Below are 26,618 nucleotides of genomic sequence, written 5' to 3' on the forward strand. Positions count from 1 at the left end.
ACTGGAAACTTATTTATTGTAAGATGAAGCAAACTTCTTTAAAATGGAATAGTCACTAATGATGCCACACGTCTCATTAGAGTGAACTGTTGAAGAATGGTCACTGGGAACCTTTACTTCCTCTGACAGACTTTGTCATGTTTATTGAACAAAAGGAGGATTCAAATGACAAATCTGTTAACTATTATTGTTGTTCTACTTTTTGCTGCCCTTATTTATGGGTTCTACTTATTGCAAAAGCGTCACCTGAAGTTTTCAACGCGGGTCTTTGCGGCGTTGTTCGTCGGGATCGTTTTTGGTGGTGTGCTGCAGCTGATTTTTGGGACAGGCTCTGACGTTGTCACGCAAGCTCTTGACTGGATCACGATGGTCGGTAGTGGCTATGTGGCCCTCTTGCAAATGCTGATCATGCCCTTGATCTTCGTTTCGATCGTTGGTGCTTTCACCAAGATGAAAGAAAGCGAAAAAATCAAGAAGATCAGTTTTACGGTTCTTGCAACTTTGCTAGGGACAACGGCGATCGCTGCCTTGATCGGGATCGTGATGGTCATGGTCTTTGGTCTTGACGGTGCCAGCTTTACCGAAGGGGCAACGGAAACAGCACGGATCGCAGAATTAGCGGAACGTTCGACACAAGTCCAAGATCTATCGATTCCACAACAAATCGTTTCCTTCATCCCAAGCAATGTCTTCGCCGACTTTGCTGGTACTCGTTCGACAAGTACGATCGGGGTCGTGATTTTCTCAGCCTTTGTTGGGATCGCCTTTCTTGGTGTCAAACGTAAATCACCGAAAGAAGCGGAAACTTTTGCGAATTTGATGGACAGCTTATATAAAATCGTGATGCGTATCGTCACGTTAGTTTTGCGCCTGACACCTTATGGGGTTTTGGCATTGATGACTAACGTATTAGCTTCAAGTGATTTTGAAGCCATCTTGAACTTAGGGAAATTTATCATCGCCTCTTATGCGGCTTTGATTTTGGTCTTACTCGTTCATTCATTATTGCTGATCGCTGTTCGGGTCAATCCAGTAACGTATTTCAAAAAGGCCTTTCCAGTCTTGAGCTTTGCCTTTACTTCTCGTTCAAGTGCGGGTGCCTTGCCATTGAACATTGAAACCCAAACCAAAGCGTTAGGTGTTGATGAAGCCACGGCTAACTTTGCAGGCAGCTTTGGGTTATCGATTGGTCAAAACGGCTGTGCGGGTGTTTATCCAGCGATGTTGGCAACGATCGTTGCACCAACGGTTGGGATCAATGTCTTTGATTGGCAGTTTATCCTGCTGCTAGTTGCAGTAGTTACGATCAGCTCATTCGGTGTTGCCGGTGTCGGCGGTGGCGCAACTTTTGCTTCATTGATCGTCTTAGGCTCAATGAATTTGCCGATCGCCATCGTAGGCTTAGTTATTTCTGTTGAACCATTGATCGATATGGCACGGACACTCGTTAATGTCAGCGATAGTATGGTTGCAGGAATGGTGACCAGCAGCCGTATCAACGAACTGGATCGTTCGATCTTAGATGATTCCGCCGCCGTGATCGAAGCCGAATAGAAACGTTTTGTAACAAGCGAAAGCAAAGAAAGACTGCGTGTGGTCTTTCTTTTTTTTGTCCGTTAAAGCTCAGCTCATAGAAAAATCTAGGTTTCAGTGCCCTTAATAGCGAAGTTTCTGCTATACTTTTAACTAGAACATCGCGGGAGGGATAAGCAATGACACAATTGATTCAACTAGAACGAGCAGCAAACGTCAGAGAACTTGGCGGCTATCAAACGACAAACGGCACGACGATCAAACGAAATAAATTGATCCGCAGTGCGGCGATCAATGAATTGACTGCTTCAGATCAAGCAGTACTGGCAAACTATGGGGTCAATCAGGTCATTGATTTTCGCTCCATCGCTGAAGCCAATGCACAGCCTGATCGACCGATCGCCACAGCAAAGCAGCTTTTTTTACCTATTTTCAAAGAAGACGAAACGATGGTTTCCTTGTCGCCAGAAAGCTTGAAGCAGCGCTTGGAAGATGGGGAAGATGCCGAAGAGCAGATGAAAAAAGTCTACCGTCACTTTGTTGAAAGCGACTATGCCCGCCAACAATATCGGCAGTTCTTTGATCATGTGATCGACAATGCGGAAGGCGAAGGAGCAACCTTGTTCCACTGTACCGCCGGCAAAGATCGCACAGGCTTTGGCGCCTTTTTATTGCTGCATGTGTTGGCGGTGGCACCAACGACGATCAAAGAAGATTATTTAGCGACCAATCGCTATCTAGCCCCAATGCTAAAAGAAAAATTTGCCCCAATGACCCAGCGTTTGCCGCAAGAGCTGTTAACGGCGATCACGGTTTTGATGAGTGCCAAAGAGAGTTTTCTTGATGAAAGTTTGGCAGCGATCGATCAGCATTTCGGTTCGGTCGATCAGTATCTTTCGCAAGGACTAGGGGTGACGAAAGAGGAACAAGCGTATTTGACTGCCCAACTGACTGAGTAAAGAAAGGGAGATCCGTATGGAGGAAGCATTGTTCGCAGCAATCGGGATGACCGGCTCGCTGACGCCCATCAGTGGTGGGGATGTCAATCAAACCTATCGTTTCACTACAGCGGAAAATCGCTATTTTTTAAAGACCCATCCTCATGTTTCATCGATGTTCTTTCAAGCAGAGATCAACGGCTTAGCTGAATTAGCCCCTTTCGTGCGAGTGCCAAAAATCGAACGTCTCGGTCAGACCGAAGAGGGGGCGTTTTTATTGATGGAATGGATCGATAGTGGGGAAGGACAGCAGCGACGCTTAGGCCAAAGCTTGGCTCGGCTTCATCAGCAGACGCAGGAAACTTTTGGTTTTTACGAAGACAATTACATCGGCTTTTTGCCGCAAGTCAATCCGAAAACCACCGATTGGCTTGATTTTTACACAGTCTGCCGTTTGGATGTGCAAGTCGAATTAGCGAAGCTGGGTAATCGCTGGCATGCTAAACGGGAAGCCGCTTATCTGCGTTTGAAAGATTTTTTGCATGAGAATTGGCGTGATCGCAGCGTCACACCTGCTTTATTGCACGGTGATTTTTGGCGGGGGAATGTGCTGTTCGATCAACAAGGAGAACCAGTGTTTCTTGATCCAGCAGTCGCTTATGGGGATCGAGAAATGGATATTGCGATGTCCCAGCTCTTCGGCGGTTTTCGTCAGGAATTTTTGGAAGGCTATCAAGAAGTCTACCCATTAGATGAGGATTGGCAAGAGCGACTGCCAGTGTATCAATTGTATTATTTATTGGTCCATTTGAATCAATTTGGCGAAAGCTATGGATCCAATGTCGATGAACTATTGAGTCGTTTTTAGGAGGCAATTAGAACTATGGCAGCAAAGTATCAAACCACGCATGAAGTGGCGTATTATGAATGTGATATCAACCAAACGATGACGTTTCCAGCCATGCTAGGCATCGCCATCAAGACATCAGAAGAACAAAGTGCGGCGTTAAACCGCGGACCGGAAGTCATCGCTAGTTATGGCTTGACCTGGATCATTACCAGCTATCACATAACGATGACTCGTTTGCCGCGCGTAGGGGAGCAGATCCAAGTGGCGACCCAGGCGAGAGAATACAATAAGTTTTTCTGTTACCGTTACTTTTGGTTATTGGCAGAAGACGGAACGGAACTGGTCAAAATCGAGGCGGTTTTTGCGTTGATGGACCCGGAGACGCGCAAAGTCAGCAGTGTACCAGATGAGATCGTGGCGCCTTTTGGCAGTGAAAAAATCAAGCGAATCAAACGCTATCCGAAGATCACCCCTATCACACAAGGACAATTTTTGCCGTATCGGGTGCGTTTCTACGATATCGATAGCAATCAGCATGTTAACAATGCCATGTATTTCAATTGGCTGATGGACGTCTTAGGCTATGAGTTTTTAACAAAACATGAAGTGACACAAGTGACGATCCGCTTTGATCGGGAAGTGGCTTACGGCCATTTGATCGAAAGCCATTTTCAAATCAATGAGAAGACAGTCGATGAAGCCGGCGAGGCTGTGCCGCTGCAAACGATCCACGAGATCAAGATTGGTGAGGATACTTACTGCGAAGCCATCTTTACTTGGCGAGAAAAATAAAACAACCCTTTTGCCTCCATTAGCGGAATGGCAAAAGGGTTTTTGTTTGGTTAATTCTCCATGAAATCAGGCAGTTCATCCATGGTCAACCCACGGTTTTTTGCTATCAGCAATTTGATGCGGGCTTTTTGGCTATTGATGCTATTGCAGAAAATCACCCCAAGAGCCTGCAATTCGATCCCGCCGCCTAAGTAGTCATAGACCGGCTCGGCAACTCCGTTGAAGCAACGAGAAACTAAGACGACTGGAATGTTTCTAGCGATCAGTTTTTTCAAAGGTTCTATGGTTTGCGGCGGCAGATTGCCAGCGCCTAAAGCTTCGATCACTAGTCCATCGATCAGCGAGTCGGCTAAAGCATCGAACAATTCCCCAGTCATCCCCGCATAGGCTTTGACGATCGGAAACAGACCGTCGACACGATCAACATCCAAATGGCGGTTATTTAACAGCTCTTGCATAAACAAGATACGGTGCTTTGTGACTAAGCCGATCGGACCTAATGTCGGGGTGCGGAACGTCGCAATATTGGTGGTGTGGGTCTTCGTAACATAACGTGCGGAATGGATCTCATCGTTCATCACGACTAAGACACCTTTTCCTATGGCATCGGGGGACTTGGCGACCCGAATCGCACTTTCAAAGTTATAAAGTCCGTCACTGCCGATTTCATTACTTGAGCGCATGGCACCAGTCACCACGATCGGTAATTGACCGCCGATCGTGGTATCTAAAAAGAAGGCTGTTTCTTCCAGCGTATCGGTTCCATGAGTGATCACGACCCCATCGACACCGCTTAAATGCGCCAGCTGGATACGTTGTTTCAGCTGCAGCATCTCTTTTGGCGTCATATGAGGACTGGGAATATTAAAAATATCTTCGACGATCAATTCAACATCGTCGTCAATGTGGATCGGTGCATCCATCAGTGGATTGCTGACATCAGGGCTGACGCCGCCAGTCAGGGTGTCTTCTTTCATGGCGATGGTGCCGCCAGTGTGCAACACGAGAATTCGTTTCATTTTTTCATCACCTGCAATGATTTATTTACTCTTAACTCAAAACTATTGTATACTATTAAAATAAGAAAACAAGGAGCGATGGGAAAAAATGATTCGAATTGGTTGTACCACATTTAGTGAACATGGCAGTCTCGTGCAAAGAAAAAACTCGAAATTATTTGAGTATGCCCGTTATTTTCCGTTAGTTGAGCTGGATACCACCTATCATTTTTTGCCAAAAGAAAAAGATGTGCGCAACTGGTTGACCCAGATTCCCGAAAATTTTCGCTTTGTGTTGAAAGTCCATCAAAGTGTGACCACCCAAGGGGATTTACCAGATCCGTTGACCATGACTGAAGCGCTGCAGCTTTACAAAGAAGCGATCGCGCCAATGATGGAAGCGGGCAAACTGTTTTGCCTACTAGCCCAGTTTCCCAACAGCTTTAAATGTACGAAAGAAAATGTTGCCTATTTAGACCAAGTGCGAGAATGGTTTGCGGGTTACCCCGTGGCGATTGAGCTGAGAGACAGCAGCTGGTATCAGCCAAAACTGTATCCGGGCATGATCGATTATATGAAGCGAAAACAGTTTTCCTTAGTAGTCGTTGATCAGCCGAAAAAGCTATCGACCACGATTCCCCTTGATCCAACCGTGACCAATCCCGAGTTTGTCTTGTGCCGTTTTCACGGACGCAACGACAGCGGCTGGACAGCGACAGGACCAGACGCCAAAAATCTGCGGACCTTGTATCGCTATGACCAAGCCGAACTAACGGAGTTAAAACAAGCGGTCCAAGCCATCGAAGCCAATGCCAAAGAAGTCGCAGTGGTCTTCAATAATAATGCCGGTCGTGATGCCGCTGACAATGCCCGCGCATTGATCGATGCGCTGCAGATCGATTACGAAGCATTAAATCCTAATCAGCTGAAATTATTTTGAGGAGTCATATGATAAAAGCAATCTTTTTTGATATTGATGGCACACTGATCGCCAGCAACGGCAAGGCGCTTGCCAGTACCCGTGAAGCCATCAAACAAGCCCAAGCCAATGGCGTCCTCTGCGGCATTGCCACCGGACGTGGTCCGGTTGATTTAGAGAAGGTGATCGATTACTTGTCGTTAGACATGTTTATCACCTATAACGGCCAATATGTCTACACGAAGGAAAACTTGATTTATGCCAAACCATTTCCAAAACAAACATTGGAAGCGATCGTAGACTACGCCGATGAAAATTACCGTCAAGTCATGTTTGGCGGAGAAACCCAAGTGGCTGGTAGCTTGACGATCCGTTTAAGCCAATCACCCGTCACGCAGCGCTACTTGCGCTATGTGCCCAAAAAATTTCCCGTCGGTTTTTTAAAGAAAGTTTTGCAGCGCTTCAGTCCCAATCGCAACGCCAAGCGTTATGAATCATTGGACATTTTACGAGAGCCCATCTATCAGTGCATTATGCTGAGCCCTGAATCAGAGCGCGAAAAATTACGCTCCAAGCTGCCGCAATGTGATTTTAAGCGATCCAATGCCTATTCTGTTGACATCGTGCCGAAAAACGGTTCAAAAATCAAAGGCATCAAAGAGTTTTTGGCCTATGAAGGGATCGCGATGGAAGAAGCGATGGCCTTTGGGGATCATTTTAATGATGTGGAAATGTTAGAAGGCGTGGGGATCGGGGTTGCGATGGGCAATGCCCAGCCCATCACTAAAGCCAGTGCCGACTTTGTGACGGATACCAACGATCATGACGGCATCAAGAAAGCCTTGATCCATTTTGGCATCATTGCCGAGGATGCCCAAGCAAGGGAATAAAAATTAAGCAAGTAGCCAATCCATGAAGTAACATAGGAGACAGCGCAGAACCATGAAACAGAACCATGAGAAAAAGCAGAAAGAAGCGAGTAAAATGAGTCCATTTGAAATGACGGAAGAGTTTCATAAAACCTTTGATCCAACGCGACCGCCATATCCACAAGCTTTTTCAGCGGAAAAAGCCCAGTTTCGTGCTGGTTTTAAAATTGAAGAATTAGTTGAGTTCCTTTATGCTGCCAGCAACAATGACGAAGAGACCTTCCAATCAGGTCTGGAGCATTTGCATCAAGCGATCGATCAAGCCCAAGCCAAGCTGGCTGCCAAAAAACAGCCTGTCAGTGATTCTCTAGTAGAACAAGTCGATGCGCTCTGTGATCTGCTGTATTTTACCTATGGCTCTTTTTCACTGTTAGGGGTCGATCCAGCGCCGATCTTGGCTATCGTTCATGAAGCCAACATGGGGAAACTTTTCCCAGATGGGCAGCCCCATTATGATCCTGAGACCCACAAAGTCATGAAGCCGAGCGATTGGGAAGAACGGTATGCTCCTGAACCGCGAATCAAGGCAGAAATCAACCGCCAATTGGCGCAAAAACAAGCGCAAGCCCAAGAATCGTCAGAATAAAAACCAAACGTGCCAGTTGCACCACTCCTTTTGCTGATAAGCAATCGGAACGGGCAACTGGCACGTTTGGTTTAATCAAAGAACGTGTAGTAAAGGGTTCTGACAGCGGCTTTTTCTTGTTCTTTGTGGATGCCGAACATGATGCTGACCTCAGAGGACCCTTGGTTGATCATCTCTAAGTTGATATTTTTTCGCGCAAGGGCAGCGGTACTGTCGGCAGTGATCCCGACTCTTTGACGCATTCCTTCACCAACAACGACGACCATGGAGAGATCGTGGGTCATTCGCAGTTCATCGGGATCGATCTCGTAGGCGATTTTGCGCAGCAGCTCTTCTTCCAATACTGGATTCAACTGGTTGGAGCGCATAATGATCGAGATATCATCGATTCCTGAAGGCATGTGTTCATAATTTAAATCAAAATCACGAAAAATCTCTAAGACTCGTAGCGTGAAACCAACTTCGCGGTTCATCAAGTATTTGCGGATATAGATCATACAAAAGCCTTCGTCACTGGCAACGCCGATCACCGGCTGATCCAAGTTGTCTCTTTGGTTGGTGATCAAGGTACCGGGATGACTTGGGTTATTGGTGTTTTTGATCACCACGGGAATTTTTGCATGGTATGAAGGCATCAACGCCTCATCGTGCAACACAGTAAAGCCGGCATAAGACAGCTCCCGCATTTCTCGGTAAGTCACTTCTTTGATGGACTCTGGATGATGAACGTAGCCTGGATGAGCAGAAAAAATCCCATCGACATCGGTAAAGTTTTCGTACAATTCTACTTGCAGGCCAGCCGCCACGATGGCACCAGAAATATCTGATCCCCCTCGAGAGAAGGTACAAATCTCGCCGGCTTCTGTGTAACCAAAGAAGCCAGGAATCACTAAGATTTCAGAACTATCGCGCCATTGTGCGATCTTGGCGTACGACTTGTTCAAGATACGGGCGTTTTGGGGTTCATCCGTCACTAGCAACCCAAGTTCTTGTGGATTCATGTAGCGAGCAGCTAACCCACGACTTTGTAAAATCCCTGCGATCAATTTGGCATTGTTGTCTTCGCCGCTTGCCAAGACCGTATCATAAAGATGCGGATTGTCTTGGGTAGGCAGCGTTTGAAAAGCCGCCAATGATTGCCAGATGCGATCTAAATGGATCTGTTCGATATTAAAAGGGGCGGCGATCGCGGTATAGCGGGCATAGATTTCTTCGATTAAATCAGTAATTTCTTCTTGAGCACACAGACGGGTACAGACTGCTAGTAACAGATCGGTGACTTTCTGATCGTCACTGGAACGCTTACCAGGCGCTGAAACAACGACAAACCGTCTTTTAGGATCACTTTCAATTATCGCAACAACTTTTTCGACTTGTTCGGCTGAGGCAAGGGAACTGCCTCCGAATTTCGCTACTTTCATTTGACATTACTCCTGTTCAAGCTTTTTACTAGAGTACAGTTTCAATAGGGAGAAATCAAGCGGTTTCTTGAAAAAAATCGGAAAAATCAGAAAAAAAGTCACTTGTTGATGTAAATTTCACGATTTGTTTTCATTATCGCTGGAAAAGCCGTGAATGATTTTATTCAATGCGAAAAAAGTCGATCTTTTTTGCCTCAATCTAATGCTTGATTTTTTTCTTTATGCTATAATCTAGCGTAGATGCTTTTTTATAAAGGGACTGTCTGTCCTTTTTATACTCAACGAACTTATCAATCAATCTGCTGATCAGCAGGTTTTAGACGAAACATGTATATTTGAAAATTGGAGGAACCACAAAATGGGAACTAATATCATCTTTGGAATTGTCATTGCCATCATCATCATCGCAGCGGTCTTGTATGCAATTGGCTTTTTCATGCGGAAGAAAAACCAAGAAAAGCTAAATGACTTGGAAAAACGCAAAGAAAATCTGTTTGACTTACCGGTGATCGAAGAAGTCGATGAAGTAAAAAGAATGCACTTGGTTGGTCAAAGTCAAAACACCTTCCGTGAGTGGAACCAACAATGGACAGATATCTCCACAAAATCTTTTGCTGAACTTGAGAGTCAAATCTTTGAAGTGGAAGAACTAAACGAACGCATCCGCTTTTTCAAAGCAAAAGGGGCGATCGTCCAAGCCGAAGCGACCATGGATGAGATGGAACGTCAAGTAGAAGAGATTCGCGCCGGCTTGAAAGAATTACGAGAAAGTGAAGAACGAAATTCACTAGAAGTCCAAAAAGCGTTGGACGTTTACGAAGACTTGAAGAAGAAGCTACGGGATCAAGGCGAAGAATTCGGTCCTGCCTACAATGAGCTGCAAAAACAAATCAAAAACATTGAAATTGAGTTCACCCAATTTGTTACCTTAAATACTTCAGGCGATCCTGTGGAAGCACGGGAAGTGTTAGACCAAGCGGAAAAACACACCTATGAAGTGGAAGACTTAATGAAACGGATCCCAGCGGCGTACGAAGAATTAAACCGTACCTTCCCTGATCAGTTGAAAGAGATCCAAGATGGCTACAAAAAATTATTAGAACAAAAATATGTGTTCCCAGAAGCAAACTTCCAAGAAGAAATCAACCGTGTGAAAAAACGAGTTGAAAACTCCATGAACGATCTAGCGAAAACAGAAGTCGCTTCCGTTGAAGTGGCAAGCCGTGATACTGCAAGTGATATTGATGCCTTGTATACGGTGATGGAACGTGAGATCAATGCCAAGAAATATGTCATGAAAAATCGTCAGATCATCGAAGACTACATTGACCATGCAACGAAGAACAACCGTCAGTTGTTGATCGAGTTGGATCATACGGCACAAAGCTATACTTTGAATCATAATGAATTGGGTCGCGTCCGCGGCTTCCAAACCGAAGTGGACGAATTGGCTCGCCGCAACAACGAGTACTTACCGAAATTGGAAAAACATGAGATTCCTTATTCAGAAGTGCAAAGCTTCTACAAAGATGCCTACAAGATTTTGGATGATGTGGAAAGCCAGCAAGTTGAAATCGATGATTCTCTTGCGGAATTACGTCGTGGCGAAAAAGTTGCACAAGAAAAAGTGGAAAGCTTCGAATTCCGTCTACGCAACTTGAAACGGTTTGTTGAGAAACAACGCTTACCTGGTTTGCCAGGCGAGTATTTAGAATTCTTCTTCGTGGCAACGGATCGGGTGGAAGAATTAGGCAAAGAATTGAACAAGATTCGCATCAACATGCAAGAAATCAATAAATTGGTTTCTGTCTGTGAAGAAGATCTTGATCTTTTAGATGAACAAACAAAAGACTTAGTGGATGCTGCGGCATTGACTGAGCAAATGATGCAATATGCCAACCGCTATCGTCATTCTCATCCAGATATCAAGGCAGCGATCGACAAATCACTTTACTTGTTTAGTAAAGAATATCGCTATCAAGATGCGCTAGATGAAATCGGCACAGCGTTGGAACGAGTAGAACCAGGTGCCTTCAAACGGATCGAAAACTTCTACTTCAATAACCGCGACTTAGTATAATACGAAAGCCAGCAGTGAAAAACTGACTGGCTTTTTTCATGGAAAGAATGGCTCGTTGCATGAGTACCGCTTACGAAGGAAGGAAAAGTTTCCTTTAAATAAGGGCAAAGCCAGCGAGTCACCTTGAAACTCAGCCCAAGAGCAGTTATAATGGGAAAGAATTTTTTAGAGAAAGGGTCCTATCATTGATCTATTTTGACAACAGTGCAACAACCGCTATTTATCCACAAGCTTTAAATACATATGTCCAAGTCAGTCAGCGAATCATCGGCAATCCCTCAAGCCTGCATGATTTAGGAAATCAAGCCAATCGCCTGCTGCAGCAATCACGTCAGCAGATCGCCGATCTGTTAAACGTTTCTTCCAAAGAGATCGCATTTACCAGTGGGGGAACTGAAGGAGACAACTGGGTCATCAAAGGGACTGCTTTAGCGAAAAAAGCCTATGGGAATCACCTGATTATTTCCAGTATTGAACACCCTGCCGTCAGTGAAACAGCGGCTCAATTAGCCGAGTTAGGGTTTGAGGTCAGTGTTGTGCCTGTCGATGCCCAAGGCTTTGTCAACGTGTCTGAATTAGCAAACATGATTCGCAAAGAAACGATTTTGGTTTCGGTGATGGCGGTCAATAATGAGGTAGGGTCGATCCAACCGATCCATGAGATCGCAGCTGTGCTAGCGGACCATCCAACGATCCATTTCCATGTAGATGCCGTCCAAGCCATCACAAAGGTGCCGCAAGAACAATGGTTCAATGAGCGGGTCGATTTTGCCGTGTTCTCTGCGCATAAATTTCACGGACCTCGTGGCGCCGGCTTTATCTATTGGAAACAAGGCCGTAAGTTGGCGCCATTGATGACCGGCGGTGGGCAAGAGCAAAATCAACGCAGCGGTACCGAAAATGTACCAGGGATCGTTGCTATGGCAAAAGCCCTGCGTTTAGCGACCGAGCAAAAGGCTGAAAAGCCGAACCATGTTCAATTATTAAAAGGCTATTTGCAAGAAGCACTGGCTGGGTACGAGAAAGTCACGCTTTTTTCTGGCACTGAAGGGTTTGCGCCACATATACTTTGTTTTTCATTAAAAGGGATCAGAGGAGAAGTCTTAGTCCATGCCTTTGAAGAAAAGCAGATCTATCTTTCGACGACAAGTGCTTGTTCCTCCCGTAAAAAGATGGCCAGCAGTACGCTTCATGCGATGCACGTTCCAGAACAGTTAGCAACATCGGCTGTTCGTATCAGTTTAGATGAGAGCAATACGATGGCTGAAGTCGAGCAGTTTCTGATTGTCTTCCACCAGTTGTACCAAAAATTTTCGAAAATCAATTAAGCACGACAGACCACTATAAAATCAATCCAAATCAAAGGAGTTTTCTCGTGAATTATTCAGAAATCATGGTTCGTTACGGCGAACTGTCAACAAAGGGCAAAAATCGTCGTAGTTTTATTATGCAATTAGCTTCAAATGTTAAACGTACCTTAGCAGATTATCCCCATGTCAAAGTTCATGCCGAGCGAGATCGCATGCACTTGCTATTGAACGGTGAAAACAGCCAAGAGATCATTCCTAAGCTGCAAAAAGTCTTTGGTATTCAAAACTTTTCCCCTAGTATTCGGGTTGAAAAAGACATTGAGGTATTAAAGAAAGCCGTTCAAGACGTCATGGCAGAGATCTATACGGGAGTTGAGACCTTCAAAATCACAGCCAAACGCAGTGATCACTCGTTTGTGCAAGATAGCAACCAGTTGAATTTGACCTTAGGTAATGCGGTGATCGACCGTTTTCCTGATATCAAAGTCCAAATGAAAAAACCAGACATCAATTTGCGTGTAGAAATACGGATCGATGGCGCTTATTTGTCCTATGAAACGATCCAAGGAGCCGCTGGGCTGCCAGTGGGCACCAGTGGAAAGGGAATGTTGATGCTTTCTGGCGGTATTGATTCGCCAGTCGCAGGCTACTTTGCCATGAAACGCGGCGTTGAGATCGAAGCGGTCCATTTTGCAAGTCCTCCTTATACGAGTGAACAAGCGTTGCAAAAAGCCAAAGATTTAACGAAGAAGCTTGCGCCTTATGTAGGAAGCATTCAATTTATCGAAGTTCCGTTTACGGAAATCCAAGAAGAAATCAAAAACCGCGTACCGCAAGGTTATTGGATGACCATCACCCGTCGGATGATGCTGCGTTTGACAGATGCGATTCGTGAGGCTCGTCACGGTTTGATCATCTTAAATGGTGAATCATTAGGACAAGTCGCTTCACAAACTTTGCATAGTATGGTCGCCATCAATGAAGTAACCAATACGCCGATCGTGCGCCCAGTGGCAACGATGGACAAATTGGAGATCATTGAAGTTGCAGAAGCCATTGATACCTTTGAATTGTCGGTTCAGCCCTTTGAGGATTGCTGCACAATCTTTGCGCCTCCTCAACCAAAGACGCGCCCAAGACTGGATAAAGTACATCAATATGAAGAGCGTCTCGATATCGAAGGGATGATGGAACGGGCGATGGCTGGGTTGAAACTGGAAGTAATCACGGCAAATCAAGAAAAAGCAGCAACTGAATTCGCTGAATTCTTATAATAAACTCTCTTTTTTAAACTACGACCACAACTGTTATGGAATATTTGTGGTCGTTTTTCATCGTGTGAGAGAGTTTGTGAATATTTTCTTGCTATTGAAAATGGAACATGCTACACTCGATATGTGAATCATTTAACAAGGAGGGTGGACAGGATGGAAGCATTAAGAGATAAAAAACTTCCGAAAGCAACGGCAAAACGTTTGCCAGCTTATTTACGACACTTAAAATTACTGGATGCCTCAGGTATTCAGCGAATCAAATCAAAAGAGTTTGCAGAAATCACGCAAGTTCCTTCAGCCACGATCCGCCGGGATTTTTCTCATCTAGGAGAATTGGGTAGAAGTGGCTATGGCTATGATGTTCCTTATTTGATCGAGGTATTGAGCTATATTTTAGAAACCAATGAGGAGAAAAAAATCGCCTTGATTGGTTATGGAAATTTAGGAAAAGCGTTAGCTAACAACAATTTTCGCAGAAATGAAAATCTTTCCGTCATCGCGGTTTTTGACAATGATCCAGAAATGATTGGCCAGACCATTAGTGGACGTTATGTCTATGGAATGGACCAATTGGCGGAAGTCGTAGCAGAAAAAGGGATCACCGTAGCGATTTCGACTGTTCCTAGTCGCTATTCGCAAATGGCGATCGATGCGATCGTGGATGCTGGGATCACAGCAATCCTGAATTTTGCCCCTGATCCCGTCATCGTGCCAAAAGATGTCAATATCCAATACATTGATTTGACGACAGAATTGCAAACCTTGATCTTTTTTGATACGACCTACTCGCAAAAATCGAAAGTCTGAGCAAATCCTTTTCGTTTTTTGACAATCTTTCTTATACTGGGAGAAAATGCTATAGGAGAGATGTTATGCAAGTTACACGCAAAGAAACGGTTTATGAGATGCCCGGCAACCAACCAAAAGTAGGGGATAAAGCAGCTGATTTTCGCTTGAAAAGTTTAGAGGACAAGGAATACACACTGACTGATTTTTTAGGAAAACCAACGATCATCAGCGTTGTTCCCGATATCGTGACACGCGTTTGTGCGTTGCAGACCAAGCGTTTCAACCAAGAAGCAAGTCAATTGGATGATATAAATTTTGTAACGATCTCTAACAATACAAAAGAAGAACAAGCACAATGGTGCGGCCAAGAAGGCGTCGACATGATCATGCTTCATGATCCGGCGAATACCTTCGGTGAGGCCTATCAAATCATGATCCCAGACTTCGGTCATTTTGCCCGAGCAATTTTCGTTTTGGACCGTGAAGGCGTGATTCAACACGTTGAGATCGTTCCTGAGATCTCCCACGAACCGGATTATCAAGCAGCCATTGATGCGGCGAAAGCAAACCTCTGATTGACTTTCAAAAAAGTTCATTGTAGAATGTAGCAAGATGAAACAAGAATCTATGATAGCAAGACAATGTTCAAGAGGAGTATCAGTGACCCTGGCGGTCAGAGAGAAGTCGGTCGGTGCAAGACTTCCCCAGACACTGAAAAGGTAGCTTGAAGGTCTTTGATCCGAACCACGGTTTGTTTCTTGCAGACAAAGCCGCACAGTAAGATCAAGCGCGTCGTGAACGTTACCTCACGTCAAAGTGGCAGAGCAATCTGCAATTTAGGTGGTACCGCGTATCAGCGCCCTAATGCCTCGGCATTAGGGCGCTTTTTGCTGTGAATCACTGCGACTGGCCCACAAGTGGGACAGAGCAGATGATGAACAGTACTAGGCGACCGTAGGGAGCGTAGTAACCGTACTAGGAATCACTATGATTGGCCCACAAAGAGGGACAGAGCAGATGATGAACAGTACTAGGCGACCAAAGGGAGCGTAGTAATCGTACTAGGAATCACAGCGACTGGCTTGCGGAGCAAGACAGAATAGATGATGAACAGTACAAGGAGTCACCAAAATTGGTTCACGAAGTGAGCCATGACCTCTGTAAGCAACATTTTTTACCAACAATAAACAGTTAATAATTACCACCGCACTCATCCTGAACGATTCAAACATTGTCACGCTTTACTTGGCAACTGGCACCAAAAAAACCACACCAACCATTACGCTTAAAAAACGTAACTTTAGGAGGATCAACTATGACAGAAACTGAGAATCTATCCACCAAGTACAATCCCCAAGAAGTAGAAGCGGGGCGTTACCAAGATTGGTTAGAACATGACCGTTTTAAACCAAGCGGCAACAAAGAAGCAAAACCTTATTCTATCGTGATTCCACCACCAAACGTAACAGGAAAATTGCACTTAGGTCATGCCTGGGATACCACGTTACAAGACATCATCATTCGTCAAAAACGGATGCAAGGGTATGATACCTTATGGTTACCAGGAATGGACCATGCAGGGATCGCTACCCAAGCCAAAGTAGAAGAAAAGCTGCGGGAACAAGGAATTTCTCGCTATGACCTTGGTCGGGAAAAATTTGTTGAACAAGTATGGGATTGGAAAGAAGAATATGCCGGTCACATTCGGGAACAATGGGCGAAACTAGGCTTATCTCTAGACTATAGCCGTGAACGCTTTACGTTAGATGATGGATTATCCGAAGCGGTTCGTAAAGTTTTCGTGACGCTCTATGAAAAAGGCTTGATCTATCGTGGCGAGTACATCATTAACTGGGACCCTCAAGCCCGCACGGCACTATCTGATATTGAAGTGATCCACAAAGACATCGAAGGTGCTTTTTACCACATGTCTTACGAATTAGCAGATGGCAGCGGTGTGGTGGAGATCGCAACGACTCGTCCAGAAACAATGTTGGGGGATACAGCAGTCGCGGTTCATCCAGAAGATGAACGTTATCAAGCATTGATTGGTAAAAAAGTGATTTTGCCTTTGGTCAATAAAGAGATCCCAATCATCGCAGATGAGTACGTGGACCAAGAATTTGGAACTGGGGTCGTAAAAATCACTCCTGCCCATGACCCGAATGACTTCGAGGTCGGTAACCGCCATGACCTACCGCGGGTCAATGTCATGAATGATGACGGAACAATGAATGACTTAGCAGGTACCTACGCAGGCATGGATCGTTTTGCTGCTCGCAAGCAAATCGTGAAAGACTTAGAGGCGTTAGGTCGTCTGATCAAGATCGAAAAAATGGTCCATAGCGTAGGTCACTCAGAACGGACAGGCGTAGTAGTCGAACCTCGTTTATCGACACAATGGTTCGTAAAAATGGAACCATTAGCAAAACAAGCCATCGACAACCAAGAAACCGACGATGCGGTGGACTTTTATCCGCCACGTTTCAACCAAACATTCTTACGTTGGATGGAAAATGTCCATGACTGGGTGATCTCTCGTCAGTTGTGGTGGGGCCATCAAATCCCAGCTTGGTACCACAAAGAAACGGGAGAAATGTATGTAGGACTTGAAGCGCCAGCGGATGCCGAAAATTGGCAGCAAGATCCAGACGTATTGGATACATGGTTTAGTTCTGCTTTATGGCCGTTTTCAACAATGGGGTGGCCAGATGAGACCAATGAAGATTTCCAACGCTACTTCCCAACGAATACATTAGTGACTGGCTATGACATTATCGCATTTTGGGTAAGCCGTATGATCTTCCAAAGCTTGGAATTTACTGGTAAACGACCATTTGAAAATGTCTTGATCCACGGATTAATCCGTGATGAACAAGGTCGCAAAATGAGTAAGTCTCTTGGAAACGGGATCGATCCGATGGAAGTCATTGAACAATACGGTGCCGATGCATTGCGTTGGTTCTTATCAAATGGCTCTGCACCGGGGCAAGACGTGCGTTTCAGCTATGAGAAAATGGATGCCGCTTGGAACTTCATCAATAAAATTTGGAATGCTTCCCGTTTCGTCTTGATGAATGTCAGCGAAATGACTGCTGAAGACATTGATTTTTCTGGTGAAAAATCAGTGGCGGATCGTTGGATCTTGACGCGCTTGAATGAAACGATTGAAAAAGTCACTGATCTTTTTGAACGCTTCGAATTTGGGGAAGCGGGTCGTCAATTATACAACTTTATCTGGGATGATTTCTGTGACTGGTACATTGAAATGTCGAAAGAAACCTTATACGGTGACAATGAAGCAGCGAAACAAGTCAATAAGAGCATCTTAGTCCATGTTCTTGATCAAATTTTACGCTTGTTGCACCCAATCATGCCATTTGTTACAGAAGAAATCTGGAGCAAACTGCCGCATACAGGGGAATCATTAGTCGTTGCTGAGTATCCACAAGTGGCTCCAGAATGGACCGATGAAAAAGCGGCGCAAGGGATGGAAGTGTTGAAAGAATTGATTCGTTCGGTTCGAAATATCCGAGCAGAAGTAAATACACCACTTTCGAAACCAATTACTTTGCTGATCCAAGCAAATGAGCCTGAGATCGAAGAATTCTTGATCGCCAACAAAAACTATATCGAACGCTTCTGTAATCCAGAAGAACTAGAAATCTCTAACAGCTTGCAAGCTCCTGAATTGGCGATGTCAGCCATCCTATCAGGTGCGACGATCTACTTGCCACTAGCTGGGTTGATCAACATTGAAGAAGAAATCGCGCGTTTGGAGAAAGAACTAGCGAAGTTCACTCAAGAAGTTCAACGGGTACAAGGCAAACTGGCGAACGAACGCTTCATTGCCAATGCGCCTGAGGAAGTCGTGGCACAAGAACGCAGCAAAGAAGCCGATTATCTTGAAAAACAAAAAGCCGTTCAAGAACGGATCGAACAATTACGCACAATCCAATAGGATGAGCACATCACGCGCAAACAAGCATCTCTCGAAGATGCTTGTTTTTGCTTAATCAATAGAAACAGGGCGAATAATTTTCTCGTTTAAAGGAAAGAAAATGGGAAAGCCGTTCATTTTTTGTTAAAATAGGAGCGAGGTGAGCGAGATGACAAGCGAAGAAGCAACAGCGTGGATCCATTCGCGTTTGACATTTGGGCAAAGACCCGGATTGATGCGTGTCGAAGCATTATTAAAACGGATGGGGAATCCTGAAAAAAAGGTGACCATGATCCATATCGCCGGCACGAATGGCAAGGGATCGACCGTCAGTTATTTGCGCAGTCTTTTAGAAGAAGCTGGGCAGCAAGTGGGGACCTTTACTTCCCCACACATTGAAGCGTTCAATGAACGAATCGAAATCAACGGACAATTTATATCAGATGAGGACTTGGTCGCTTGGGTGGAAAAAATCCAGCCGCTGGTTGCTGAAATTGATCGCGATGAAACGTTGACGGGCATTACCCAGTTCGAGATCATTACCGCTATGGCATTAGGCTATTTTGAAGAAAAAAAGGTCGATGTTGCGATTATTGAAGTTGGCTTAGGGGGACTCTTAGATAGTACCAACGTTATTTCTCCTATTTTGACCGCGATCACGACGATCGGCATGGATCACATGGATGTCTTAGGGGATACCATTGAAGCAATCGCTGCCCATAAGGCAGGGATCATTAAGCCACAAACACCCCTTGTTACTGGCAATATCGTTGAAAGTGCGCTTTCGGTGATCGATTTGAAAGCTGCAGAAGCACAGGCACCTGCGTATCATGCAGGGCAAGAGTACCGTGTGACCTATCGTCATCCTGATGAAGAGTGGGGCGAGTTGTTTGATTTTGAAAATGAGCATGGCAAAATCAAAGGCTTGAAAACGCCGATGTTAGGCCGCCATCAACCAGAAAATGCCGGTGTGGCGATCCAATTGTACAGCCTGTATTGCGACCTACGACAACTGCCGTTTTCAGCCAAAGAGATTCGCAATGGCTTGCGAAAAGCCTATTGGCCCGCCCGAATGGAACGAATCAGTAGTGAGCCACTAGTGATTATCGATGGTGCCCATAACGTACACGCCATGGCTCGTTTAGTAGATACAATGAAAGAAGAGTTCAGCGACTATCGCATCCATGTGCTGTTCTCAGCCTTAGAAACTAAAAACGTCAATGAGATGCTTCAGCAATTGCTGGCGATTCCCCAAGCCGAGATTTATTTAACGACCTTTGATTTTCCCAAGGCACTGCATTTGGCAGACGGCTATCAGGAACTCGATAACAAACGAATCTCGACGGTTTCTTTATGGCAGTTTGGTTTGGCAGAGTTATTAGAAAAAATGACCAATGAAGATTTGCTGCTGGTGACAGGATCCTTGTATTTTGTTTCAGAAGTTCGTGAATTGTTGTTGGCAATAGGAGGAAGAAATGGCTAAGTTACGTGGTGTGATTTTCGATATGGACGGCTTGATTTTTGACACGGAGCTGCTCTACTACCAAGCAACTCAAATCGTGGCGGATCAAATGGGTATTCCCTATACAAAAGAGTTGTATCTAGCCTATGTAGGTGTTTCGGATGAAGAAGTTTGGGCCGCCTATCATGAACGGTTCGATGAGGCCTTTGGTCATCAGATGATTGAAGAATTTATTCAAGCGGCTTTTCAGCAAACGTTGGAAATGTTCCAACGGGGCGAGGCTGAATTGAAGCCAGGGATCCATGAGTTATTGCATTATCTTGATGAGAAAAAGATTCCTCGAGTGTTGGCGTCAAGTAACCAGCGCAAAGTGATCGACACCTTGCTGGAAGCAGCGGACTTAACGGCGGAATTTCCTGAGATCGTCTGCTTTGATGATGTCACACGGGCAAAACCAGATCCTGAGATTTTTGAAAAAGCCCACGCATTATTGGCGGTACCAAAAGAAGAATTGGTGATCCTTGAGGATTCGGCTAACGGTATTCATGCTGCTCATGGGGCAGGGATCTCAGTCATTATGATTCCCGATTTGATCGCGCCGACGACCATCATTGAAGAAAAAGTCTTGAAAGTCTTGCCTTCACTAGAGGATGTCCCAGATTTTTTAGAAACGGCTTTTTCTTTCTAATGGCGATTTTTTAAAAAGCATCGGAATCAAATAGTTTCTCCTTTGCGTATTTCTTATTAGACCGACGCAAAGGAGTTTTTTTATGATCAATGAAACAGTAATTCCCCAAAGCTCGTTTCCACGAGAGCGCTTAGTAGAATATGGAGTTGATGCCCTATCGAATCAAGAATTATTGGCCATTTTGTTGCGAACTGGCTCACGGCCCCTAAATGTCTTGGAATTAGCGGCTAGTGTCTTGAATCGTTTTGAAGAATTGTATGAATTAAAAGAAGCGACAATCGATGAATTACAAGAAATTCGTGGCGTCGGACAAATCAAAGCCATTGAGATCAAAGCGATGGTTGAATTAGGCGTGCGAATCCAGCGGTCTGTTCAACCAAAGTACGGCAAGATCAACTCCAGTATGGCGATCGCTCATCAGCTGATCCAAGAATTAAAAGACTTTCGTCAGGAGCACTTGCTAGGAATTTATTTGAATACCAAGAATGAGATCATTCAAAAAAAGACGATCTTCATCGGATCGTTGAATCAGTCGATCGCTCACCCACGGGAGATTTTTCATTGGGCGGTACGTTATAGCGCCGCACGTGTGATCGTCGTTCACAACCACCCAAGTGGAAGTCCTCAAGCCTCGGAGGCAGATCTACTGTTTACACGCCGCTTGATCAAATGTGGGGACTTGATGGGGATCGAACTACTAGATCATTTGATTATTGGCGACAATGCCTATGTTAGTTTGCGAGAAGAAGGCCTCTGGCAACAAGAAAATTGCTGACACAACGGCTAATTTGCGAACATTATTAAAAATAAAGGTGAATTGTCTAATCGTCTGTCTTGCAAAAAAATACGGGCAAGTGTAAAATATTATTGTAATTTTGTTTGCTGAATAGATGTTGAAACGCACGTTAGGCCTCTATCGCACAAAGGCAATGTTACACATAATTAAGTGCTTATGCACGAGGAGGTTTTTTTATAATGGAACAAGGTACAGTAAAATGGTTCAATGCTGAAAAAGGGTTTGGTTTTATCTCTCGCGAAGACGGTACAGACGTATTTGTACATTTTTCAGCGATCCAAGGTGAAGGATTCAAAACTTTAGAAGAAGGTCAAGCAGTTACTTTCGACGTGGAAGATTCTGATCGTGGACCTCAAGCAGTTAACGTAAACAAAGCGTAAGCTTTTAAACAAACTGCCAGTAAGAACACTTTGAAATCAAAAACCCAAAAGACCATCAATTGATGGTCTTTTTTTTCTGTTCCCGTGATTTAATGTAATCAATAAAAGATAGGATTTCTTGAATCCCTTCCGGAGAAATCGAGTCATCTATAGCTGAAGCAACGATCCAACTATTTTCTGAAGCAAATGGAGCAGCAGCGGACTCTCTTCCTAAAAGCTGATCTGTGGATACACCAAATAAATCGGCTAACGCTTGTAATGTACTGAAATCGGGCTCTCTTTTTCCCAATTCATAAGCGGTATACGCAGGGCGTGTGATGCCGATTCGTTCTGCTATTTCTTGTTGTGTAAAATTTTTTCTCAATCGTAATTCTTTAATAACACAGGGAAACATAATGACACCTGCCTTCTCAGTGATAGTAACATAGCGTTACGAAGAAAAAAAGCTTCATGCTGGTTTCTTTTTGTTACATTTATGATATTGACAAGTAACGAAAGGTTACCTATAATTAAAATGTGTCATATCGATACATAATAAGGAGGGAGTGAAGTTATGCGGGAGTGGTTGATAAAATCAAGAGAGGAAAGGGGAATGACACAAGACCAAGTTGCAAAAGATGCTGATATTGAGCGAACGTATTACAATATGATCGAGCGGGGCAAACGTAGACCAAGTGTCGATGTAGCTAAGCGGATCGGGCAAGTCCTCCAGTTTGAATGGACTTCTTTTTTTACTCCTGAATGTAACGAAACGACACGTATAGGAGAGCAGAAGAATCTCGTCCAGCACAAGGAGGGAACACAGTAGATGTCTGAAAACATGTTTGTAAAAAGCCGTCAGCCGGCACCATCAGGAGGAACTAAAAAATCCGACTATTTTTCTACATTAAAAAAAGACTTGAAAAAACACAAGTGGCTATATGTCATGCTGATCATTCCAGTTATTTTTGTTTTGATTTGGAATTACTGGCCCATGTATGGAGTGATGATCGCTTTTAAAGATTACTCGCCGGCATTTGGCATTTTGGGGAGCCCGTGGGTGGGATTGAAACACTTTGAACGATTCTTTGCTTCCTATTTTTTTGTAGAAATTTTAGTCAACACGCTGCGCTTAAGCTTATACAGTTTACTCGTTAGTGTGCCGCTGCCGATTATTTTAGCGTTGCTATTTAATGAATTGAACCGTAAATGGTTTAAAAGTACTGTACAGACGATTTCCTACATTCCTAATTTTATTTCGGTTGTAGTAGTGATCGGAATGGTCCAGTTTTTCTTTTCAACACAAGACGGCATGATCAACATGCTACTAGAAACATTTGGTTTTTCTGCTATTGATTTTCTAGGAAGTCCGAAGTGGTTTCCGCATATTTATGTTTGGTCCGGGGTTTGGCAAAGCGTTGGCTGGGGAACGCTGATTTATACAGCAGCTATGTCAGGAATTTCGCCGGATCAATATGAAGCCGCTTACTTAGACGGTGCTTCGAGGTTACAATGTATCAAAAATATTACGATTCCTTCCATCATGCCGACAATCATTATCTCTACGATTTTAGCGACAGGAAGTATTCTATCTGTAGGATTTGAAAAAACCTTTCTACTTCAAAATGCATCTAATCTTGCGGCATCGGAAGTACTTTCGACGTATACCTATAAGATGGGGATCATTAATGGGGAATATAGTTTTTCAGCAGCAGTAGGATTGTTTAACAACGTGATTAATTTCATTGTTTTATTCGCAGTGAATAAAATTGCTCAAAAAACAAATGAGTCAAGTTTATGGTAGGAGGAAACAGATGAAAAGTGCAGTAACGAAAGGAGATAAATTATTCACGATCATAAATATTATATTAGTCAGTGTGATTTCTCTCATTATTCTATACCCATTGATTTTCGTGGTCAATGCTTCCTTTAGCGATCCGACACGGATCTATGAAGTGCCGTTGCTATTGTATCCCCGTGGATTCAATATTGAAGGCTACAAAGAGGTTTTGAAAAGCACCGATATTTGGGTTGGCTTCAAAAATGCCGTACTTTACACAGTACTAGGGACGATAATCAATCTAATTGTGACTACAGTGGCAGCCTACCCGTTATCTCGACCGGGTTTAAGAGGAAAACGAATTATAACATTATTTTTCACCATTACGATGTTTTTTAGCGGCGGATTGATTCCCACGTATTTGGTCAATCAGCAATTAGGAATTATTAACAGCTTATGGGTGATGATCTTGCCAGGGGCTCTGGGTGTCTACAATATGATCTTGATGCGTACGTATTTTAGTCAAAACATCCCTAATGATTTGATTGAAAGCGCTTATATCGATGGTGCTAATGACCTTTGGCTTTTGTGGAAAGTTGTTTTGCCACTGGCAACGCCGATTATTGCGGTAATGGCCATGTTTTATGGTGTTGGCCGCTGGAATTCTTACTTTGATGCCTTGATCTATCTGCAAGATCGTGCGCGTTATCCTTTGCAAATCATTTTAAGAGAGATTTTAGTGCAAGGTCAATTTGGTCAAGATATGAACCAAGTAATTGCAGGAAGCGCAGAGTCAGAATTGTTGATGCTGAAAATGACCTTAAAATACAGTGTCGTCATCGTCTCCAGTCTACCGGTCTTGTTGTTTTATCCTGTCGTAGCCAAGTATTTTGAAAAAGGTATCTTAGTCGGATCAATCAAAGGGTAACTCTTTTATTGAAACCTTCTTAAGAGGAAAGGAATAAGGATGAGTCAAAAAATCTATACCCTTTGCGAGTTGCTTTTTTATATGATGATCCTGAATTTTTTGTGGCTACGCTATGTGCTGTCCGGAGGCATTCTTCTAAGTATTATCCCAGCAACAATCTCTGTCTATGATTGTCTTCGCCAACGGCTTTTGCGCAAGGATGAATCACCCACCAGCCCGATGTTTCGCAAATACTATCGACAGAATAAAAGAAAAAATAATAAAGTCTCGTTGATTGCTTTCGCTCTGTTGACGCTGCTTTTGATCAGTTATTTTCTAATGAGAGAAGCAATTGTAGTAAATATCTTCTTTGAGTTTACCGTCCGTGCTAATTTCTTGCTGTTGTTTTTGCTGCTTCTGGTCTTTTTTCCGGTTCATGCCTATTTTTCTTTGGATAAATTCAGAATACTGCTACAGCCGCTAGCCTTCATTTTTATTTGTCCACTTCAAACCTTGATGGGTGTCATGATTGTGGGAACTATTGGTACGATTTATTTTTTGTATCCATTTCTTGGTTTATGTCTGGGAATTGGATTGCCCGCTTATTGTATTGGGTATGTATTTTTTTTAAAATTCACCAAAATGAAAGATGTTTATTTTTAATGTTGTCTGTTGTGGGAATAGTATAAAAGGAGTGTTTTTTTGAAAAAGAGAAAACTGTTGTTTTTGTTGCCTTTGTTTTTTTTACTAGCCGCTTGCGGATCATCTGACGGTGGGGAGGAATCCGCTGGAGATGAAATGCCAAAAATCCATTTAATACGAAATGATTTCACAGATGTTCGTCCGAAAAGCGAAGATTTATGGATGTGGCAAGAGTATGAGAAGAAATCAGGAATCAAAGTGGAATGGGAAGAAGTAAAAGAGTTTGGTGAAAAGAAAAACTTGATCTTATCTGGGGATCTCCCAGACGCATTTTATCAAACTGGATGGAGTAACGATGAGATCGTTAAGTACGGCAAGCAAGGACTCTTTATTCCTCTAGAAGATCTGATTGCTGAACATGCACCAAACTTGCAAAAGATTTTAGATGAAAATCCGGTCGTCAAAAAAACATTGACGGCACCTGATGGGCATATTTACTCTTTGCCGTATATGTCATTAGACCCAATGAGTGGGGGACGGACTGTTCGACTGTATATCAATCAAAATTGGTTGGATGAATTGTCACTGGATGTACCACGAACAACAGAAGAACTGCGAGATGTTCTGAGCGCATTTGTCAACAGCGGAGATGGTCGTGAAGGATACTACATGCCTAGTGGCTGGTTAGCTGGCGGTTTTGAGAAAATTATCATGGCTTCTTACGGACTAGGAACTGGTGGACGTCAAGCGATGGGCAATATGTTATTCGTAGACGACCAAGAGGAACTCCAACTAACGATCAATCATGAACGGATGCGAGAAGTTTGGATGTATCTGCAAGAACTATACGAAGAAGGACTGGTTTCCAGTCAATCATTTGCGGGAGTTGATGATGATAAGTGGCGTGCAGATGCAGCTCAAGATAAAGTAGGGTTATTCCAATGGGTTGACCCGGATTTTATTGGACCTTTCGGACCAGAAACCTATACACCAATTAATGTGATCGAAGGACCTTATGGCGATAAGACTCTTTACACTGAACCACCTGTCTCTGGTACAGCCTCGTTTATCGTAACGAAAGATGCGCCAGACCCAGGACTTCTTTTGGAATGGGTCGACTTCTTTTATAGCCCAGAAGGTCAGATCTTTGCTTACCTGGGGGAAGAAGGCGTGACGTATGAAGTTGATGAAGACGGAAATATGGTTTACGTTGATGAAATTTTGAATTACCACAATGGTCCGCAACTAGGAGCCTTCCAGTGGGTGGACAATGTCTATGGTGGATTTTTCCCTTATGCAGAATTGGATCAAGAGATTCGTGATATTGCCTTTGGCAAAGAGCCGGTTGTTTATGATGATGTCAAAGAAGAATATATGCCTGAGTATTTGCTGCCGAACTTTATGGCAACAGAAGAAGAAGCCGCGGAACTTTCCACGCTTTCGACCGATATTTCAACCTTCGTCGAGCAATCACGAGTAAAATTTGTCACAGGTGAATGGAATTTTGATTCTAACTGGGACGATTATATTGAACAGCTTGACCGAATCGGCGCTCAGCGTTTATTGGAAATCCGTCGTGAGCAATTCCAGCGTTTCTTAGCAGACTAGTCTGCTGAGAAACGGTC

Annotated in this window: 25 protein-coding genes and 1 other annotated feature; of the genes, 22 read left to right on the forward strand and 3 right to left on the reverse strand. The window is 43.9% G+C overall.

Features of this window, described 5'->3' with window-relative positions:
• Positions 1-165: 165 nt before the first annotated feature.
• The 4 genes from ENLAB_RS12355 (at position 166) to ENLAB_RS12370 (ending at position 4,113) form a co-directional block, all read left to right on the forward strand.
• Positions 166-1,554 carry an L-cystine transporter gene (locus tag ENLAB_RS12355; protein ID WP_008377011.1) on the forward strand — a complete coding sequence of 463 codons (1,389 nt, stop codon included), beginning with the start codon at positions 166-168 and terminating at the stop codon, positions 1,552-1,554.
• 158 nt (positions 1,555-1,712) lie between these two features.
• Positions 1,713-2,492, forward strand: coding sequence for a tyrosine-protein phosphatase (locus ENLAB_RS12360; RefSeq protein WP_077454043.1), 780 nt, complete (start codon positions 1,713-1,715; stop codon positions 2,490-2,492).
• Positions 2,493-2,508: 16 nt separating this feature from the next.
• Entirely contained in the window at positions 2,509-3,339 is an 831-nt protein-coding gene (locus tag ENLAB_RS12365; protein ID WP_144771803.1) for a fructosamine kinase family protein, read from the forward strand.
• A gap of 15 nt (positions 3,340-3,354) precedes the next feature.
• The gene (locus ENLAB_RS12370) at positions 3,355-4,113 is read left to right on the forward strand and encodes an acyl-ACP thioesterase domain-containing protein (RefSeq protein ID WP_244351332.1); all 759 of its coding nucleotides are present in this window, start codon (positions 3,355-3,357) and stop codon (positions 4,111-4,113) included.
• Positions 4,114-4,163: 50 nt separating this feature from the next.
• Here ENLAB_RS12370 and ENLAB_RS12375 read toward each other — a convergent pair whose 3' ends face one another.
• Positions 4,164-5,132, reverse strand: a complete 969-nt coding sequence (locus ENLAB_RS12375) for an asparaginase (RefSeq protein ID WP_086293338.1) — start codon at positions 5,130-5,132, stop codon at positions 4,164-4,166.
• 88 nt (positions 5,133-5,220) lie between these two features.
• On the opposite strand from ENLAB_RS12375, the gene ENLAB_RS12380 reads away from it, so the two are divergent.
• The 3 genes from ENLAB_RS12380 (at position 5,221) to ENLAB_RS12390 (ending at position 7,545) form a co-directional block, all read left to right on the forward strand.
• Complete coding sequence (locus ENLAB_RS12380) at positions 5,221-6,051, forward strand: DUF72 domain-containing protein (protein WP_244351335.1); 831 nt, start codon at positions 5,221-5,223, stop codon at positions 6,049-6,051.
• 8 nt (positions 6,052-6,059) lie between these two features.
• Entirely contained in the window at positions 6,060-6,920 is an 861-nt protein-coding gene (locus ENLAB_RS12385) for a Cof-type HAD-IIB family hydrolase (protein ID WP_244351338.1), read from the forward strand.
• Between the two features lie 94 nt (positions 6,921-7,014).
• Positions 7,015-7,545, forward strand: coding sequence for a pyrophosphohydrolase domain-containing protein (locus ENLAB_RS12390; RefSeq protein WP_220426768.1), 531 nt, complete (start codon positions 7,015-7,017; stop codon positions 7,543-7,545).
• Between the two features lie 71 nt (positions 7,546-7,616).
• On the opposite strand, the gene ENLAB_RS12395 is transcribed toward ENLAB_RS12390, so the two are convergent.
• Positions 7,617-8,966 carry an aspartate kinase gene (locus ENLAB_RS12395; protein WP_077454038.1) on the reverse strand — a complete coding sequence of 450 codons (1,350 nt, stop codon included), beginning with the start codon at positions 8,964-8,966 and terminating at the stop codon, positions 7,617-7,619.
• 358 nt (positions 8,967-9,324) lie between these two features.
• Here ENLAB_RS12395 and ezrA point away from each other — a divergent pair, with 358 nt between their 5' ends.
• From ezrA to ENLAB_RS12445, 10 genes are all read left to right on the forward strand, one after another.
• A complete protein-coding gene (ezrA, locus tag ENLAB_RS12400) occupies positions 9,325-11,046 on the forward strand; it encodes a septation ring formation regulator EzrA (protein ID WP_194195695.1) in 1,722 nt (573 codons plus the stop codon).
• Between the two features lie 185 nt (positions 11,047-11,231).
• Entirely contained in the window at positions 11,232-12,374 is a 1,143-nt protein-coding gene (locus ENLAB_RS12405) for a cysteine desulfurase family protein (RefSeq protein ID WP_220426767.1), read from the forward strand.
• Between the two features lie 47 nt (positions 12,375-12,421).
• Complete coding sequence (thiI, locus tag ENLAB_RS12410) at positions 12,422-13,630, forward strand: tRNA uracil 4-sulfurtransferase ThiI (protein WP_042890128.1); 1,209 nt, start codon at positions 12,422-12,424, stop codon at positions 13,628-13,630.
• Between the two features lie 153 nt (positions 13,631-13,783).
• A complete protein-coding gene (locus tag ENLAB_RS12415) occupies positions 13,784-14,437 on the forward strand; it encodes a redox-sensing transcriptional repressor Rex (protein WP_005237525.1) in 654 nt (217 codons plus the stop codon).
• Positions 14,438-14,502: 65 nt separating this feature from the next.
• Complete coding sequence (gene tpx, locus ENLAB_RS12420) at positions 14,503-14,994, forward strand: thiol peroxidase (RefSeq protein ID WP_008377033.1); 492 nt, start codon at positions 14,503-14,505, stop codon at positions 14,992-14,994.
• A 57-nt stretch (positions 14,995-15,051) separates the two neighbouring features.
• Positions 15,052-15,286, forward strand: a binding site (T-box leader).
• 448 nt (positions 15,287-15,734) lie between these two features.
• Positions 15,735-18,380 carry a valine--tRNA ligase gene (locus ENLAB_RS12425; protein ID WP_244351341.1) on the forward strand — a complete coding sequence of 882 codons (2,646 nt, stop codon included), beginning with the start codon at positions 15,735-15,737 and terminating at the stop codon, positions 18,378-18,380.
• A 148-nt stretch (positions 18,381-18,528) separates the two neighbouring features.
• Positions 18,529-19,842, forward strand: coding sequence for a bifunctional folylpolyglutamate synthase/dihydrofolate synthase (locus ENLAB_RS12430; protein WP_086293326.1), 1,314 nt, complete (start codon positions 18,529-18,531; stop codon positions 19,840-19,842).
• Positions 19,835-20,509, forward strand: a complete 675-nt coding sequence (locus tag ENLAB_RS12435; RefSeq protein ID WP_077454034.1) for an HAD family hydrolase — start codon at positions 19,835-19,837, stop codon at positions 20,507-20,509. Before ENLAB_RS12430 ends, ENLAB_RS12435 begins: the two co-directional genes overlap by 8 nt.
• 82 nt (positions 20,510-20,591) lie before the next feature.
• Positions 20,592-21,284 (forward strand): RadC family protein, encoded by a 693-nt coding sequence (gene radC / locus ENLAB_RS12440; RefSeq protein ID WP_140966238.1) that lies wholly within the window; start codon positions 20,592-20,594, stop codon positions 21,282-21,284.
• Between the two features lie 200 nt (positions 21,285-21,484).
• Positions 21,485-21,685, forward strand: a complete 201-nt coding sequence (locus ENLAB_RS12445) for a cold-shock protein (RefSeq protein ID WP_005225155.1) — start codon at positions 21,485-21,487, stop codon at positions 21,683-21,685.
• Positions 21,686-21,740: 55 nt separating this feature from the next.
• Here ENLAB_RS12445 and ENLAB_RS12450 read toward each other — a convergent pair whose 3' ends face one another.
• Positions 21,741-22,079, reverse strand: a complete 339-nt coding sequence (locus tag ENLAB_RS12450; protein WP_244351343.1) for a helix-turn-helix domain-containing protein — start codon at positions 22,077-22,079, stop codon at positions 21,741-21,743.
• Between the two features lie 159 nt (positions 22,080-22,238).
• Between ENLAB_RS12450 and ENLAB_RS12455 the strand changes: the two genes are divergently transcribed.
• Genes ENLAB_RS12455 through ENLAB_RS12475 form a run of 5 tightly spaced genes read left to right on the forward strand, consistent with a single transcriptional unit; the run spans position 22,239 to position 26,601 of the window.
• Positions 22,239-22,493, forward strand: a complete 255-nt coding sequence (locus ENLAB_RS12455) for a helix-turn-helix transcriptional regulator (RefSeq protein ID WP_244351345.1) — start codon at positions 22,239-22,241, stop codon at positions 22,491-22,493.
• 12 nt (positions 22,494-22,505) lie between these two features.
• A complete protein-coding gene (locus tag ENLAB_RS12460) occupies positions 22,506-23,468 on the forward strand; it encodes an ABC transporter permease (RefSeq protein ID WP_439711699.1) in 963 nt (320 codons plus the stop codon).
• Between the two features lie 10 nt (positions 23,469-23,478).
• Positions 23,479-24,372 carry a carbohydrate ABC transporter permease gene (locus tag ENLAB_RS12465; RefSeq protein ID WP_244351349.1) on the forward strand — a complete coding sequence of 298 codons (894 nt, stop codon included), beginning with the start codon at positions 23,479-23,481 and terminating at the stop codon, positions 24,370-24,372.
• A 39-nt stretch (positions 24,373-24,411) separates the two neighbouring features.
• Entirely contained in the window at positions 24,412-25,014 is a 603-nt protein-coding gene (locus tag ENLAB_RS12470; RefSeq protein ID WP_244351352.1) for a DUF624 domain-containing protein, read from the forward strand.
• 39 nt (positions 25,015-25,053) lie between these two features.
• A complete protein-coding gene (locus ENLAB_RS12475) occupies positions 25,054-26,601 on the forward strand; it encodes an extracellular solute-binding protein (RefSeq protein ID WP_244351354.1) in 1,548 nt (515 codons plus the stop codon).
• Positions 26,602-26,618 lie beyond the last annotated feature (17 nt).

It is taken from the genome of Enterococcus innesii (assembly GCF_022846515.1).
GTDB classification, from domain to species: Bacteria; Bacillota; Bacilli; order Lactobacillales; family Enterococcaceae; genus Enterococcus_D; species Enterococcus_D innesii.